15 protein-coding genes are annotated in these 14,585 nt (G+C 35.5%); 1 reads left to right on the top strand and 14 read right to left on the bottom strand.

Annotated features, from left to right (window positions below):
* Positions 1–124: 124 nt before the first annotated feature.
* From recO to G577_RS0102615, 10 genes are all read right to left on the bottom strand, one after another.
* Positions 125–892, bottom strand: a complete 768-nt coding sequence (gene recO / locus G577_RS0102660; RefSeq protein WP_028789845.1) for a DNA repair protein RecO — start codon at positions 890–892, stop codon at positions 125–127.
* A gap of 25 nt (positions 893–917) precedes the next feature.
* Complete coding sequence (gene era / locus G577_RS0102655) at positions 918–1,817, bottom strand: GTPase Era (RefSeq protein WP_028789844.1); 900 nt, start codon at positions 1,815–1,817, stop codon at positions 918–920.
* 17 nt (positions 1,818–1,834) lie between these two features.
* Positions 1,835–2,242, bottom strand: a complete 408-nt coding sequence (locus tag G577_RS0102650; RefSeq protein ID WP_028789843.1) for a diacylglycerol kinase family protein — start codon at positions 2,240–2,242, stop codon at positions 1,835–1,837.
* On the bottom strand, positions 2,220–2,699 hold the full coding sequence (ybeY, locus tag G577_RS0102645; RefSeq protein WP_028789842.1) for an rRNA maturation RNase YbeY: 480 nt from the start codon (positions 2,697–2,699) through the stop codon (positions 2,220–2,222). The genes G577_RS0102650 and ybeY overlap by 23 nt, the downstream gene beginning before the upstream one ends.
* Positions 2,699–4,900 (bottom strand): HD family phosphohydrolase, encoded by a 2,202-nt coding sequence (locus tag G577_RS0102640; RefSeq protein WP_028789841.1) that lies wholly within the window; start codon positions 4,898–4,900, stop codon positions 2,699–2,701. The genes ybeY and G577_RS0102640 overlap by 1 nt, the downstream gene beginning before the upstream one ends.
* Positions 4,901–4,956: 56 nt before the next feature.
* Positions 4,957–5,916 carry a PhoH family protein gene (locus tag G577_RS0102635; protein ID WP_028789840.1) on the bottom strand — a complete coding sequence of 320 codons (960 nt, stop codon included), beginning with the start codon at positions 5,914–5,916 and terminating at the stop codon, positions 4,957–4,959.
* Positions 5,917–6,150: 234 nt separating this feature from the next.
* Positions 6,151–6,600 carry a GatB/YqeY domain-containing protein gene (locus tag G577_RS0102630; RefSeq protein WP_028789839.1) on the bottom strand — a complete coding sequence of 150 codons (450 nt, stop codon included), beginning with the start codon at positions 6,598–6,600 and terminating at the stop codon, positions 6,151–6,153.
* A gap of 29 nt (positions 6,601–6,629) precedes the next feature.
* On the bottom strand, positions 6,630–6,806 hold the full coding sequence (gene rpsU, locus G577_RS0102625; protein ID WP_028789838.1) for a 30S ribosomal protein S21: 177 nt from the start codon (positions 6,804–6,806) through the stop codon (positions 6,630–6,632).
* A 226-nt stretch (positions 6,807–7,032) separates the two neighbouring features.
* Complete coding sequence (locus G577_RS0102620; protein WP_028789837.1) at positions 7,033–8,310, bottom strand: HlyC/CorC family transporter; 1,278 nt, start codon at positions 8,308–8,310, stop codon at positions 7,033–7,035.
* 156 nt (positions 8,311–8,466) lie between these two features.
* Positions 8,467–8,907: a Fur family transcriptional regulator gene (locus G577_RS0102615; RefSeq protein ID WP_028789836.1), complete on the bottom strand. Its 441-nt coding sequence runs from the start codon at positions 8,905–8,907 to the stop codon at positions 8,467–8,469.
* Positions 8,908–8,999: 92 nt separating this feature from the next.
* Here G577_RS0102615 and G577_RS0102610 point away from each other — a divergent pair, with 92 nt between their 5' ends.
* Positions 9,000–9,863 carry a pyruvate, water dikinase regulatory protein gene (locus G577_RS0102610; RefSeq protein ID WP_028789835.1) on the top strand — a complete coding sequence of 288 codons (864 nt, stop codon included), beginning with the start codon at positions 9,000–9,002 and terminating at the stop codon, positions 9,861–9,863.
* A gap of 32 nt (positions 9,864–9,895) precedes the next feature.
* Here the strand turns inward: G577_RS0102610 and thrB are convergent, their stop codons facing one another.
* The 4 genes from thrB to G577_RS0102590 all read right to left on the bottom strand — a co-directional run bounded on the left by thrB (position 9,896) and on the right by G577_RS0102590 (position 14,509).
* Entirely contained in the window at positions 9,896–10,771 is an 876-nt protein-coding gene (gene thrB / locus G577_RS0102605; protein WP_028789834.1) for a homoserine kinase, read from the bottom strand.
* Positions 10,772–10,774: 3 nt separating this feature from the next.
* A complete protein-coding gene (locus G577_RS0102600; protein WP_028789833.1) occupies positions 10,775–12,031 on the bottom strand; it encodes a homoserine dehydrogenase in 1,257 nt (418 codons plus the stop codon).
* Between the two features lie 340 nt (positions 12,032–12,371).
* Positions 12,372–12,665 (bottom strand): ArsR/SmtB family transcription factor, encoded by a 294-nt coding sequence (locus G577_RS0102595; protein WP_028789832.1) that lies wholly within the window; start codon positions 12,663–12,665, stop codon positions 12,372–12,374.
* A 116-nt stretch (positions 12,666–12,781) separates the two neighbouring features.
* Positions 12,782–14,509 carry a phospho-sugar mutase gene (locus G577_RS0102590; RefSeq protein WP_028789831.1) on the bottom strand — a complete coding sequence of 576 codons (1,728 nt, stop codon included), beginning with the start codon at positions 14,507–14,509 and terminating at the stop codon, positions 12,782–12,784.
* Positions 14,510–14,585 lie beyond the last annotated feature (76 nt).

Raw genomic sequence — 14,585 nt, 5'->3', positions numbered from 1 at the left:
CAAATTCGCTAAAAAAAGCTTCCTTTTCCTTTAAAAAGATCTCCGCACTATTTTATTAATACCATCATAGTTGTAAAAATACACATTTGTCAAATAAAAATTGATATTTTTTGGAAAAGTTTCCTTACTTCGACTTTAAAACATCGCCCCAACGATGCATCTGATCAATAAACTTCTTACTTTTTAAATTTAATCCCACGTACTCTTCGTATAATTGGTCAATCGTTTGCCGAATAGCGCTTTTTGTTTCTTCTTTTAATTCAATGGAGTGGATTTTATCATAAGAAATGTGGGAAAAAAGACGAATAAAATGCACCGCTCGTGGATCTGCATGGTAGCGGTGGAAATCCCGATCCCAATGTTGCTGACATAAAATACCGTTATACTTAGAAGAAAAATCAAACTTTCCTTGCGTACGTCCACAAACAGCGCATTCTCGCCAATTAATAGTAATACCAAAACGTTGTAAAATTTGAACCTCAAAAATATTTGTCAAAATTTGACCCTCAATTCCTTGATCTAACATTTCGAGTGCTTGATATAAAAAGGTATAAAGATGAGGGTCATAAACTTTATCTTCAATCGCCGCGTCTGCCAAATTCATGATATAAGTCGCATAACCAGCAGCAAAAATATCTTCTTGGATATGGGTAAAAGGATAAATATATTTCGCACTATTTAAAAAAGACAGACCCTCATTATTTAATTTCCCAATATAAGTTGCTTGCGTATAAGGCAAGATCGCTGGTGTTAAAGGATTATTTTTCCTATGAGCTCCTTTGACATAAAACATTAATTTTCCGCTAGATTCGGTAAATATCTTAACCAGCATATCTTTTTCTTTATGATCTTTTCGAAATAGAATAATCCCTTTGGTTTCAGCTTGGTTCATATCCCCATCTCCTTTGAACAAAAGGCTAAAGTGTTTCTTTTTTATAACCAAAATTATTTAAAGATTGTTGTTTATCACGCCAATCTTTTTGAACTTTTACCCAGAGTTCGAGATACACTTTATCTCCTAGCATTTTTTCAATATCTTGTCGAGCTTTTGTCCCAATATGTTTAAGCATTTGTCCGCTTTTCCCAATAATAATGCCTTTTTGACTATCACGTTCGACAAAAATCGTCGCTTGGATATGAATTTTATCATTTTCATCTCTCGATACTGAATCAACTATTACAGCAACAGAATGAGGAATTTCTTCCCGTGTTAAAAGCAATACTTTTTCTCGAATAAACTCTGCAACAATAAAATACTCAGGGTGGTCAGTTATTTGTTCTTCAGGAAAATATTGAGGGCCTTCTGGCATTTGTTCTTCTAATAGCTGTGTTAAAGTTTCAAAATTATTGCCTTGTGTTGCTGAAACAGGAACAACTTCTTTAAAAGGCATTTGCTCAGAATAATCTTGTATTACCGGCAACAAATCGTCAGGATGAGTTTTATCAATTTTATTGACTACTAAATAAACAGGAACGGATAATTTTTGTAGTCGTTCTATAATCAAATTATCTCCTTTTCCACGCTTTTCATCTGCACTAACCATAAATAATACAGCTTCTACTTCTTGTAAAGCATCATAGGCTTCATTGACCATGTAATCGCCCAAACGATGTTGTGGCTTATGTATCCCTGGTGTATCAATAAAAACAATCTGTGTATCTTTTGTGGTATAAACTCCTTGGATTTTATTACGTGTTGTTTGGGCTTTATCGCTCATAATAGCAATTTTTTCTCCCACAACACGGTTTAATAAAGTTGACTTCCCAACATTGGGACGACCTACAATGGCAACAAATCCAGACTTATGCTCTGTCATTTCCTATTTCCTCTCTTCTAATATAAAATCAATTGATAAATTTTTGGCAAAAAAATGAGCGCACCAACGACTACCGAAAAAATGGTAGTAAGTAAAACGGCACCTGCTGCAATATCTTTTACTTTTTTTCCTAATGGATGAAAATGTTTATCTGTCATCATATCCACAATATTCTCACAAACCGTATTTACCATTTCCATTGCAAGTATCAAAAAAATACATAACCCAATCCAACACCATTCAAAACGATTGAGTTGTACCACGAAACCTAAAATAACAACTAAAAACGCACAAAAAATATGAATTTTCATATTTCGTTCGTCTTTGTATACTGTTCTTAGCCCCGTAAAGGCAAACTCAAATGAATTGACTAAGTTTTTGCTTTTTGTTGTGTTATGTTTCTTATCGTTTGAGTCCATAGGCATTTAAAATTTCCTTTTGTAAACCAAACATCACTTTTTCATCTTCAGGAGTCATATGATCGTATCGGTTAATATGCAAAAATCCATGTAGTGCTAAAAACCCGACCTCACGTTCATAGCTATGTCCATATTCTTTTGCTTGCTCTTGGGCCTTTTCAATGGAAATCATAATATCGCCTAATTCATTGGGAAGACCCTCCCACTCTTCTTCAGCAAAGAAGATAGGCAATTCTTCTTCTCCTTCATCTTCGATCGCAAAACTAATGACATCTGTCGGAGCATCCTTATCGCGATAATCGCGATTAATCTCTTGAATGCCTTGGTTATCCATAAATGTAACTGACATTTCCGTATTTTCTGGAAGTTTTAGATAGTCTGCTGCAAACTGCAGCAGCTCTTCGATCTTAGACATTTCTTCTTTCGTTACTTGTTTTGTATCGTCAATAAAAGTGATTTCCACTATTGCCCACTTCTTTCTTGTTCTTCTTTCATTTTTTCAGCTTCAGATTTCATTTTAGGATATTTGATTCTTGAATGGAAAGTGCTACACAAACCATTAATAAGGGATTTTTTTATAATTTTTAGTTCTTTTAACGTTAATTGCGTATCATCTAACTGGCCATCGAGCATGCGATCTGTTATTAAATTAGAAACAAACTCATCAATTTTTTCATTCGTTGGATTTTCCATCGCCCGAACTGCCGCTTCACAACTATCAGCTATACTAACAACACCTGCTTCTCTTGTTTGCGGGTTTGGTCCTGGATATCGAAATTCCTCTTCCGTTACTTCAGAATTACGTTCTTTTGCTTTAGAGTAAAAGAACTTCATTAACGTTGTGCCATGATGTTGCTGACAAATATCAATAACCATTTGCGGCATCTTTTCTTGTTCCAAAACTTTTACACCATCGGTCACATGTCCAAAAATTATTTGTTTACTATCTTCAGGCAACAAAAAGTTATGCGGATTTTCAGCCTCTTGAGGCAAATTTTCAACAAAGAAATTCGCATGCTTTAATTTTCCAATATCATGATAATAACAAGCGACTCGTGTTAATAAAGTATTCCCACCAATTTCAGCTACGGCATTGGCACTTAAATTAGCAACCATCATACTATGATGGTAAGTTCCTGGAGCTTCTTCTAATAATTTTTTCAATAACGTGTGATTCGGGTTGCTTAATTCATTTAAAACAATATCGCTATCATCAGTGATCATCAATTCGATAAATTGATACAACCCAACACCCATTAGTAAAGACAACACGCTACCAGTTAAACTACAAGCCAATGCGATCCAAGTCTGACTATCAGCGAAGTTTACCCCTTGCAATACAAATATTGTAAGACTTATCAAAAATGGAAAAACGACAATCCATAGCATCGACTGCTTTCCTTGATGTGAAATTCGTCTTCTTGGAAGTAGTGTTCCCATTAATCCCGAAAACATATATGAGAGCAAAATAATAGGTAAAACGTTCGTTCCAGCAGCTTCATAAAAAATAAAGGCAGCTAATACAACTTGAAAAGCAGCAGCTAAAATACCTGAACGTCGGTTAACAAACAAATTTAAAACTACTGGAATAAAAGCCGCTGGGAAAAAGAGTGGAATGTAAGCCATCACTTCTGTTTGAAACAGTTGAAAAAATTTCATAAACAAAAGACTTAAGGTCATTGCCACTACATAAAAGACTACTTGATTTTCTCGTTTATCTTTATTTTTTACAGAATGTGTAAAGTAGTACAATACAGCTATTTGTAATAAAGCGACTAAAATAATCGCGATAAAAGGAAAGAAAGATTGAGTCTGTTCGGTCATTCCTAAGACATTAAGCTTTTGAATAGCATTAGAATCAATTTGAGAGCCTTCCCGTACAATAATCTCCCCTTGGTAAATCATGACTGGCTGCACAGAATCCTCTGCTTCTTGTCTTAATTCCTCTGTTCTTTGTTCATTTAAGAAGGTATTTACAACAATAACTTCATTCATTAAATCAGACACTGCTTCTTTTTGCTCATTTGATATATCAAGCGTTTCAACTTGTTCTTGTGCATCCTGTCGGGCCGTATTCAAATCAGCTTGACGCACTTGTTCAGTCATTCTTTGCTCTACGATATCCAAAGTTTCCTCTTGAACTTGTGTTAATTCTTCTTGATCCAAAGAAAAAACAATCCGATAAAAGTTGCGAGGAATCTGTTGGTAGAAGCTTAATTCTTCCTCTTCTGTTTGTTCTATTTCTTCATTCATTGCGGCCACTTTTTCATCCTCTGTCACTTCTTCGACAGCATCATCATCAGTAGCTTCTTCTCTGCGCCTTTCGTTTTCTTCTGCACTATCGTCTCTCACTTTTTCTACCATATCAAATAAACGGTTCACAAGTTGCTGTTGCTCACTAGCTATTTCCTCTTGATAGGTATACTCAGGACCTACAGCTTCGGCAGCTAACTCTTGTTTTTGTTGAGTTGCAGGTGTATCTTCTATGGTTTTATTCGCCCGAATATTTTCTTCTGCCACTTGACCTTCTCTATAGTTAGTATCAGTTTGATGCACACTAGAATAAAGAATCCCACTTGTGATCAAAAAAAAGAGCAGCAATAGAACTGGGAGAAAATACCTTCCCATTTTGTTTTTTAAGCGTGTTAAGGGTCTAATGATCATACATTTCCTTCCTCTCCAATTGTTTTTCAACAACTCGAGGTTTTAGGGTATTCCTTTTAATTTTTCTGCTCGTAAGCTGCAATAATTTGTGCTACAACTGGATGTCTTACCACATCATTCGCATCAAAATGAACAAAGGCAATATCTTTTACATTACTTAAAGTTTTCTTTGCGTCCACTAAACCACTTGTTGCTCCTTTAGGTAAATCAATTTGACTAATATCCCCATTAACAATCATTTTAGAATGAAACCCTAATCGAGTTAAAAACATCTTCATTTGTGCTATTGTGGTATTTTGTGCTTCATCCAAAATAACAAAAGCATCATCCAATGTACGTCCTCGCATATAAGCTAAAGGAGCAATCTCAACAACCCCACGTTCCATTAAACGGTTGGTATGTTCTACACCAAAGATTTGATAAAGCGCGTCATATACCGGTCGCAAATAAGGATCGACTTTTTCTTTTAAATCACCAGGCAAAAAGCCAAGACTCTCGCCAGCTTCAACAGCTGGTCTAGTCAAAATAATACGTTTGACTGATCCTTTTTTTAAAGCATTTATTGCTAAAACAACGGCCAAAAAAGTCTTCCCAGTTCCTGCTGGGCCAATACCAAAGGTCACCGCACGTTTATTTATCGTGTCTATATATTCTTTTTGTCCTAAATTTTTTGGCCGAATGGAATGACCATTATAGTCTTTAATGATTTCTTCTTCATACATTTCAATAAATGAAGATAAGGCACCTTGTTTAGCTAAGTTTAAGGCAGAAACGACATCAGGGGTTGCAATCTGAATACCTCGGTTAATCAATTCTTGCAAAGACTGTAGAATATCAATAACTAAGGTGCCATCTTCTTGACTTCCTTGAACTTGAATTGTTTCTCCCCGAGCATGTATTCTTGTATTGGTTGCCTCTTCTATTAACTTTACATGCTTATCATGTGTACCCAATAGCAAATCCATATCTTGTGGTTGCGTTACTTTTAATTCAAAAGACGTAAAATCTTCCGTCAAAAAACTCGCTCCTTTTATTGCAGCGAACAACAATGCTCTATTCTCATAAAGAATTTTATTTTCTCGCTGCTTTTCTTACGTTTAATTATCTATCTTCACTATCAACTAGGAAGAAGTCGCAATCTTACTATCACATAATACCATAGAAAATTCAAAAGAAAAATTGCTTTTATTTAAGATAAACAAATAAAGCTGCTGTAAGCACTTTGTTAAGTGTCACAACAGCTTTTATTTTTAATTTTGATTTAATTGCTCTTTCACGATCGCATTGACTTGTTTACCATCGGCTTTGCCTTTCACTTTAGGCATCACCACACCCATAACTTTACCGAATTCTTGAGAAGAACTAGCTCCCGTTTGCTTAATGGCGTCATTAACAATTTCGCGGAGATCTTCTTGAGTTAATTGAGCAGGTAAATATTTTTCAACAACCGCAATCTCTTTTTCCGTTTTTTTAGCTAAATCGTCACGTCCATTTTCTTCAAATTCAGCTAAAGAATCACGACGTTGTTTCATTTCACGTGACATAACTGTCATTTCTTCTTCCTCAGTTAAATCACGGCCAAGGTTGATCTTTTCGTTTTGCAACGATGCTTTGAGCATGCGAATGACTTGTAAAGACTCTTTATCCTTATTCTTCATAGCAGCTTTCATATCATCGTTCAACTTCGTAAGCAGTGTCACACTATCAGCTCCACTTCTTCACAGATGAATTAATATTTTTTGCGTTTTCTAGCTGCTTCGGATTTTTTCTTACGTTTCTCGCTTGGTTTTTCATAGAATTCACGTTTACGAGATTCTTGTAATGTGCCTGCTTTTGAAACGGAACGTTTGAAGCGACGAAGAGCATCATCAAGAGATTCGTTGTTATGAACGACTGTTTTTGACATATAATTCCCTCCCTCCGAGCTCAAGTAGTAACCGTTTTTGTTATGAACAAATAAAAAAGTTCATAACAACACTGTCCAATAAAATTATAGCTAAATCGAGAAAATGTGTCAAGCAGTTTTCGCAAAAGGGCTAGCTATTTTTTATAACGTGTGCAATTTTTATTAAATCTTTGAAAAGTCCATATTCGTTATACTTTTATTGTAGCCTTACCTATTTGGTGATTTTTTAACTGTTCTCTTCAGAATGAAGTTTTTCAACGTAAATTTCATTGACTCGACGTTTTTGTATATTAAGCACTTTGACATACAAATCACCAAAAACAAATGAGTCATCAACTTCAGGAACTTTTTCTAACTGTTCAATAACAAATCCACTAACCGTATTGGAAAGCCACTCCTCGTTATTATGGATATTAAATAAGTTAAACAATTTATCTAATGAATACGTTCCTCTAATTTTATAAGCTTCCCCTTTTTCAACAGTCTCTACTTCGTTTTGCACAATATCTGTCTCATCCCAAATTTCTCCGACTAGCTCTTCTAAAGCATCTTCCATCGTAGCTAGACCTAACGTCCCCCCATACTCATCCACGACAGTTGCCATATGAATTTTATCTCGCTGCATCTTCTTTAATAAAACAGATAATTTCATGGTAGGAGGAACAAACAAAACTTCAGAAAGTAAGCCAGCAATCGTGGGAACCTTCGATTCACTTCTTTCCTTTGCCCGTAAGTGTCTGTGAAAATCTTTTTCATGTAAAACACCGATCACATTATCAATTGTTTCTTCATATACGACTAAACGCGAATAAACGTTATGTTCAAAAATTTGTTCAATTTTTTCATCGGGCTCTTCGATATCTACTCCCAACACATCTACCCGCGGCGTTAAAATCGAAGAAACATCGACATCATCAAATTCAATAGCGGCTTTGACCAGACTATGCTCATCGTTTTCAATACTTCCTTCAGTTTTAGCTTCATCAACTAAAGAAAGCAATTCAGCTTCACTGATAGATTGGACAGTATTCACTGGGGTAAGCTTTTTAACTAACTGCTGCCACTTACTCAATAGCCAAACAAGAGGGCTAAAAAGAAACATGGCTAAACGTAAAATAGGTGTCGAAAATTTGGCCACCTGTTCTGGAGCTAATTTTGCTAATAGCTTGGGTGCAATTTCGCTAAATAATAACATTAAAATCGTAGTAATAATCGTGGCAATTGTTGCACCGTATACAGGAAAAATATTGACAAAAAACACTGTAGCAATCGCTGAACTAGCAATATTAACTAAATTATTTCCAATTAAAACAGTTGATAACAACGGTTCAAATCTTTCTTGTAGTTTTATTGTTTGCTCTGCCCTTTTATTTCCTGCTTCTGCTTGATTTTTTAAACGAACAACGCTTAAGGAAGTAAAGGCAGTTTCTGAAGATGAAAAATAGGCTGAAAATAATAAACAAATAAAAAACAAAAGAATACTTGTTAACTGACTCGAATCCATAAAACGGATAATTCCCCCTCAATTCATAAAATAAAACATCCCTTCAAACAAACAGATATGAAAAACCTGTTGTTTGCAAGGAAGTTAATCGACTCTACAATATTATAAAATATATTCTAACAAAAATTACTCAAAGTTTCAGTGTTTTTTAGCTTTTTAAGCAACGTTCTGGCAATCTTCACAATGACCATAAATTTCAAACCGATGATCTTCAATGCTGCACCCTGGAAGCTGGTCTTGAAAATATTCCATCGGACAAGTGGTTATTTCTTTTGTTTTACCGCATACCGAGCATATAAAATGATGATGGTGATGATTGGCTCCTTGCATGGAACAGTTAAAACGAAATTTCATCTCACCTTCTAGCTCTGTATCTTCCAAAATACCAATAGTCGCAAAATCATGAAGGTTACGATAAATGGTGTCATAACTAATGCCAGTGTATTTTTGACTTAAAAAATCATGTACTTCTTTGGCAGCTACGTATCGATTCGCTTTAGCTAAATAAGAAATGATTGTTTCTCTTTTTTTGGTATATTTAAAACCATAATCTTTTATTTGTTGCATAGCTTCTTTAATCGCTGCTTGATTTTTCATTCCATTTCCCCTCCAAACCAGAACTATTACGATTTCATTTTTATATTTATGTTATAATAATGATATATAAAATGCAAGTAAGGAGTCATATTATGTCAGAAGAAAATAATAGATCAAATGTTGTCATATTCGTTATTTCCGATTCAGCGGGTGAAACTGCTTCAAAGCTAGCACAAGCTACAATGGCACAATACCCTTCAGTCGAATTCACTTTATTTAGACGCACGTTTATTACAACAGATGAATCACTACTTAAAACCTTAAAAGATGCAAAAAAATATAATGCTATTATATTGCATACATTGATTAATAAGCATTTGGTTGAAATTACCAATCAATTTCGCCAAGAAGCGCAACTCTATCAATTTGATATTTTAACGCCTCCTGTATCAGAAATTACTAAACGGACAGGCGTAGAACCATTGAATGAAGCTGGAGCGATGCATCATTTAGATGAAAATTATTTTAGACGAATTAAAGCGATGGAGTTTGCAGTGAAGTATGACGATGGTAAAGATCCACGAGGCTTTTTAGAAGCAGACGTGATCCTACTAGGAGTATCACGTACCTCTAAAACTCCTTTGAGTTTATTTTTAGCAAATAAAAATCTTAAGGTAGCCAATTTGCCAGTAGTTCCCCAAGCACATATCCCTAAACAAATTTGGGAAGTTGATCCAAACAAAATTGTAGGATTGACCAATGATCCGGAAGTACTAAATACCATTCGTAAAGAACGCATGGTAGCTTATGGACTAAACCCTGAATCTGCCTATTCAGACATTGACAAAATAAAAGAAGAATTAGTTTTTGCCAAAGATCTTTATGAAAAGCTGGGGTGTATTATTATTAACGTTGCTTCATTATCCATTGAAGAGACAGCTTCTATGATCATGAATGAACTAAACTTAGAAGACCATGGATATTATGGGGCTGAAGAAGAAATCGATGATATCTAAAAAAGTTTTGGCGGATATCCGCCAAAACTTTTTTAGAATACTTGAACACCTTCTCGATCGTGAGACAATTGTTCAATGTGAGCTGTTCCGCCCATTTTTTCTAATTCAAGCGTAATAAAATCTGCTTTGTCTTCACTTGTTAAAATCAAAACAGTAGGCCCAGCACCGCTAAGAAAAGCGCCATAACCGCCATTTTGTTTTACAATCTGACGAATAGAAGATAAATGAGGAACAAATTTCTCTCGGTACCCTTCATGCCAATGATCTTCTTGCATCATCTGTCCAGCAAGCACTAAATCACCATTTAACACAGCTGCAATCATTACATTAGCAATAGAACTAGCTTTAACTGCTTCATCATAAGGCAGTGTTTCAGGCAAAACACTGCGACTTTCTTTAGTTAATATCTGAGAATTAGGAATATAAGCGATAATGCAACATTCTGGAAAATAATGTTTTACATAATGAATTGTGGGCTTCCCCTGATTAAAAAAATAACTAGCCACGACAAAATCACCACAAATCGCAGGGGCACAATTATCAGGATGACCTTCAATCGAAGTTGCAATTTCCAATTTTTGTCTTTCAGTTAAATTTAAATTTTCTACACGATTAGCCAACTCTATGCCTGCAACAATCACTGAAGAACTACTCCCTACTCCACTTGCAATTGGAATAGTAGAGCTCATTTTTATATGTTGTGGCTTCATCATAGGCGCCACTTTTTGTGCTGTTTGAACGAGTAGATTTTGTTCATCATGTGGGATACTTTCACCTAATTCATGATCTACTGTCCACTTTGTATCTTCTTCTATAACTTCGATCGTTAAATATCTGGATAAAGCAAGACCACAAGAATCAAAACCAGGTCCTAAGTTGGCGCTTGTCGCTGGCACACGAATTTTCATTTCCTAATCCTCCCAAACATTTAATATTTGTTTGATATTACTGATTTGCTGTAATTGTTTTTTTAATGAACATTTTTCTTCTTCAGTTAGTTTATCCGTAATAAAAGCTGCTTCAGTCTTTTCTAATCGTTGCTGTATCATTAATGGCTTTATTTGATGCTTCGCTAAAAATGTTTCAATATCGACGGTGCAATTTGTAATTAAGAAATAATTGTTTGTCACATCTCTTTTGGCTAATTCACCTTTAGGTAACTCCGAGCAACTCATTTGTGTTGCTGGGCCTTCCTTCTCTTTGCCTTGAACAATTCTTAAGATATCCGTAAGCACACTTACTGCAGTCGGTGACGCGCCAGCGCCAGGACCGTAAAACATCGAACTTCCAATAAGCTTACTTTCAATAAATACACCATTCATTTCGTTTCTAACTAACGCTAAAGGATGAGTTTTAGGTATAAGAACCGGCGTTACTGCAGCATAGACTTTTTCTGCTTTTTTTTCAGCTTGAGCTAACAACTTGATTTGATAGCCAAACTCTTGCGCATAAGTCATATCCCTTTGAGTTATTTCTCGAATTCCTTGAGTTTCAATATCAGTTAACGAAAGGTTTTTCCCTAAAGCTAGCCGAGCTAAAATGATTAATTTATAAACAGCATCCCAACCATCGACATCATTTGTCGGATCTGATTCCGCAAAGCCTGCAGTTTGGGCAGTTTTTAAAGCCTCTTCATAAGACTCTTCTTGCTCAGCCATTTGAGTGAGCATAAAGTTCGTCGTACCATTTAGAATCCCTTGTATACCTGTAATTTCATCTGCAATAAAATTTGTATTTAAATTTTGTAAAATAGGAACACCACCTGCTACGCTGGCTTCATAGAACAAGGAAACGTTATGGTCTTTAGCAATAGCTGTTAATTCGTTGCCAAATTGAGCGATTAAATCCTTATTAGCGGTAACGACATGCTTTCCTTGTTGCAAAGATTGGGTGATCCACTTTTTAGCGTCACTTACCCCTCCGATCAACTCTACAACAATGTCAATGGTGGGGTCCTCAAGAATTTCATCAATTTCAGTCGTAAATGTCAATTGATGTTTTTCAGCTTGAGCTCGTCTTTTTTCTTTGGAACGTACCATTACTTTAGTTATCGAAAGAGCCACACCTGTTTGTTGCTTGATTTTTTCTTTAGCTATAGTTAAGTTTTCAATAAGGCCACTAGCTACCACGCCTAAGCCTAAAACAGCAATGTTTACTTCTTTTTCCATACCTGCTCCTTTAAATGATACTAAACTAAATCGTAAAACTTATGTCCTGAATAATATTTCAAGACATAAGTTCGCTTGATTTATGTCCTGAGTTTTATTTCAGAACATAAGTTAACTTGATCTATGTCCTGAATAATATTTCAAGACATAAGTTCGCTTGATCTATGTCCTGAGTTTTATTTCAGTACATAAGTTTTCATATGTTATGTGCTAAAAGTCTAAATAGAACATAACTATCAAATTCTTTTGTCTTATGAAGATTTCTACCCTTCTCATTACTTGTCTAAGCATAACAAAATTTCATCAAGAAAAAAAGAACTTTCTGCTTGAAAGTCCCCTTTTAATGGTGTTGTATGTGTTTGAAGGTTTGTTCTAAAATATCTAAAATATGTGCGTCATCCACACTGTATAGAATTGCTTTGCCTTGTCTTCTTGTTTTTACTACACGATTATCGCGTAAAAGTTTTAATTGATGAGAAACAGCTGATTGTTCCATGTTTACCTCATTAGCAATAGTTGTAACATTCTTCTCGCCTGTTTTTACTGCTAGCACAATTTTTAAACGTGTAACATCGCTCAATACTTTATAAATCTGACTAACACGGTCAATATCTTCAAATGATACTTTATCCATAGCGTCTTCCCCTTAAGTTTTTTCGTGTAAAAAAATCTAGGACAAAGATCGCAACACTTTTTGTCCTAGATCTTTTTTATTTTTCAATTTTAGCAAAAGACATTCCTATTATACAACTATTGGCTAGTGATTTCATTGATAGCTGCTTGCAGTAACTCAATTTTTTGTTGGGCCCGTTCATCGGAATCAGCTTTCACACCAATATAAAATTTAATTTTAGGTTCTGTTCCTGAAGGTCGGATGGCAAACCAACTTTCATCTTCTAAAGTATATTTCAAAACATCAGCGGAAGGTGTCGTCATTTTTTCTGTGTTTCCTGCTGAATCTTTTCGAATTTGCTGTTTAAAATCTTCTGTTTGAACTACTTTAATTCCAGCAAATTCAGCAGGCGTTTGTTCTCTGAAGGATTTCATTAGTGCAGTAATTTTAGCTGAACCTTCTTGACCACTCATCGTCAAAGAAATAGTTTTTTCGGCATAATGACCATATTCAACAAAAATTTCTTGCAATGCATCATATAAAGTTTTGCCTTCTTTTTTATAAGAAGCAGCAACTTCTGCTAATAAAACAAGAGCTTGCACAGCATCTTTATCCCGTACAAATGGTTGGGCTAGAAAACCATAACTTTCTTCAAAACCAAAAATGAATGTATGGCTATGATTAGTTTCAAACTCTTTGATTTTTTCAGCAATAAATTTAAATCCTGTCAAGACATTCATCATAGGTACTTGGTAACTTTGTGCAATCGCTGTAGCCAATTCGCTTGAAACAATTGATTTTAAAATAACTGCATCTTCAGGCAATGTATTTGTCTTTTTCCGTGCTTCTAAAATGTAACGAATAAGCAAAGCTCCGATTTGGTTACCAGTTAGCACTTTGTATTCTCCGTCGGGCATACGTACTGCTGCTCCAAGACGATCTGCATCAGGATCAGTAGCGATTAACAAATCAGCATCTTCTTTTTTTCCTAAACGTATAGAATATTCAAATGCGGAGTATTCTTCTGGGTTCGGCGATTTTACGGTTGAAAAATCTGGGTCAGCTTGTGCTTGCTCTGGTTCTACGATAAATTCTTTAAAACCAGCTTGCCTAAGTGCCTTTTCTCCTAACATTTTTCCCGTGCCGTGTAATGGCGTATAAACTAATTTTAATTGATCCCCCATCTGATCAATGACTTCTTGGTCGATCGTTACTTTACTTAACTCTGCAAGATAAGCTTGATCAACTTTATCTCCGATCATGGTAAGGAGCCCTTCATTTTGAGCAGCATCTTCTGACATAACAGGAATAGTTAGTGGATTTTCTACTTCTCGGATCAAAGCTGTAACAAGATCAGCATCAGCTGGCGGCATTTGTCCACCATCTTCACCATAGACTTTATAGCCATTATATTCTGGCGGGTTGTGCGAAGCCGTAATCATAATTCCCGTATAAGTTTCTAAATGACGAACCGCAAAAGATAATTCCGGTGTGGGGCGTAAACTTTCAAAAACGTAAGAAGGAATGTTGTTGTATGCCAATGTTTTAGCTGCTTCCAGCGCAAAAGTTTGGGAAAAATATCTTGAGTCATAGGCAATAGCGACGCCTCTTTTAGCCGCATCAAAGCCTTGCTTTATCATAAATTGCGCTAGTCCTTGCGTTGCTTGTCTTACCGTATAGATATTCATACGGTTAATTCCCGGGCCTAAAACGCCACGCATTCCTGCTGTGCCAAATTCAAGCGGCGCATAAAAGGCATCTTCAAGTTTTTCTTCATCCCCTTTAAGCTCATCCAATTGTTGTTTTAAATGTTCATCCAGCGTATCTTCATTTGCCCATTGTTCATAAATCTCTTTCCAAGACATAATCAAACCACCTCGTTAATATTTTTCTTAATTCTATTATACCATAATCAGTATATTGTCAGACAATTAGAATAAA

Origin of the sequence: Tetragenococcus muriaticus DSM 15685, assembly GCF_000423785.1 — a bacterium.
In the GTDB taxonomy this organism is placed as follows: domain Bacteria; phylum Bacillota; class Bacilli; order Lactobacillales; family Enterococcaceae; genus Tetragenococcus; species Tetragenococcus muriaticus.
Note: the sequence above shows the minus strand (reverse complement) of the source record. Positions and strands in the feature narration are given on the sequence as shown.

What these genes read in the sequence shown, in the direction of transcription:
- G577_RS0102595 (WP_028789832.1), bottom strand. Translation starts at nt 12,665, where the DNA reads ATGGATAAAGTATCATTTGAAGATATTGACCGTGTTAGTCAGATTTAT.
- G577_RS0102615 (WP_028789836.1), bottom strand. Translation starts at nt 8,907, where the DNA reads ATGAAAAATCAAGCAGCGATTAAAGAAGCTATGCAACAAATAAAAGAT.
- G577_RS0102610 (WP_028789835.1), top strand. Translation starts at nt 9,000, where the DNA reads ATGTCAGAAGAAAATAATAGATCAAATGTTGTCATATTCGTTATTTCC.
- G577_RS0102640 (WP_028789841.1), bottom strand. Translation starts at nt 4,900, where the DNA reads ATGATCATTAGACCCTTAACACGCTTAAAAAACAAAATGGGAAGGTAT.
- G577_RS0102590 (WP_028789831.1), bottom strand. Translation starts at nt 14,509, where the DNA reads ATGTCTTGGAAAGAGATTTATGAACAATGGGCAAATGAAGATACGCTG.
- G577_RS0102620 (WP_028789837.1), bottom strand. Translation starts at nt 8,310, where the DNA reads ATGGATTCGAGTCAGTTAACAAGTATTCTTTTGTTTTTTATTTGTTTA.
- thrB (WP_028789834.1), bottom strand. Translation starts at nt 10,771, where the DNA reads ATGAAAATTCGTGTGCCAGCGACAAGCGCCAACTTAGGACCTGGTTTT.
- G577_RS0102650 (WP_028789843.1), bottom strand. Translation starts at nt 2,242, where the DNA reads ATGCCTATGGACTCAAACGATAAGAAACATAACACAACAAAAAGCAAA.
- era (WP_028789844.1), bottom strand. Translation starts at nt 1,817, where the DNA reads ATGACAGAGCATAAGTCTGGATTTGTTGCCATTGTAGGTCGTCCCAAT.
- rpsU (WP_028789838.1), bottom strand. Translation starts at nt 6,806, where the DNA reads ATGTCAAAAACAGTCGTTCATAACAACGAATCTCTTGATGATGCTCTT.
- G577_RS0102600 (WP_028789833.1), bottom strand. Translation starts at nt 12,031, where the DNA reads ATGGAAAAAGAAGTAAACATTGCTGTTTTAGGCTTAGGCGTGGTAGCT.
- recO (WP_028789845.1), bottom strand. Translation starts at nt 892, where the DNA reads ATGAACCAAGCTGAAACCAAAGGGATTATTCTATTTCGAAAAGATCAT.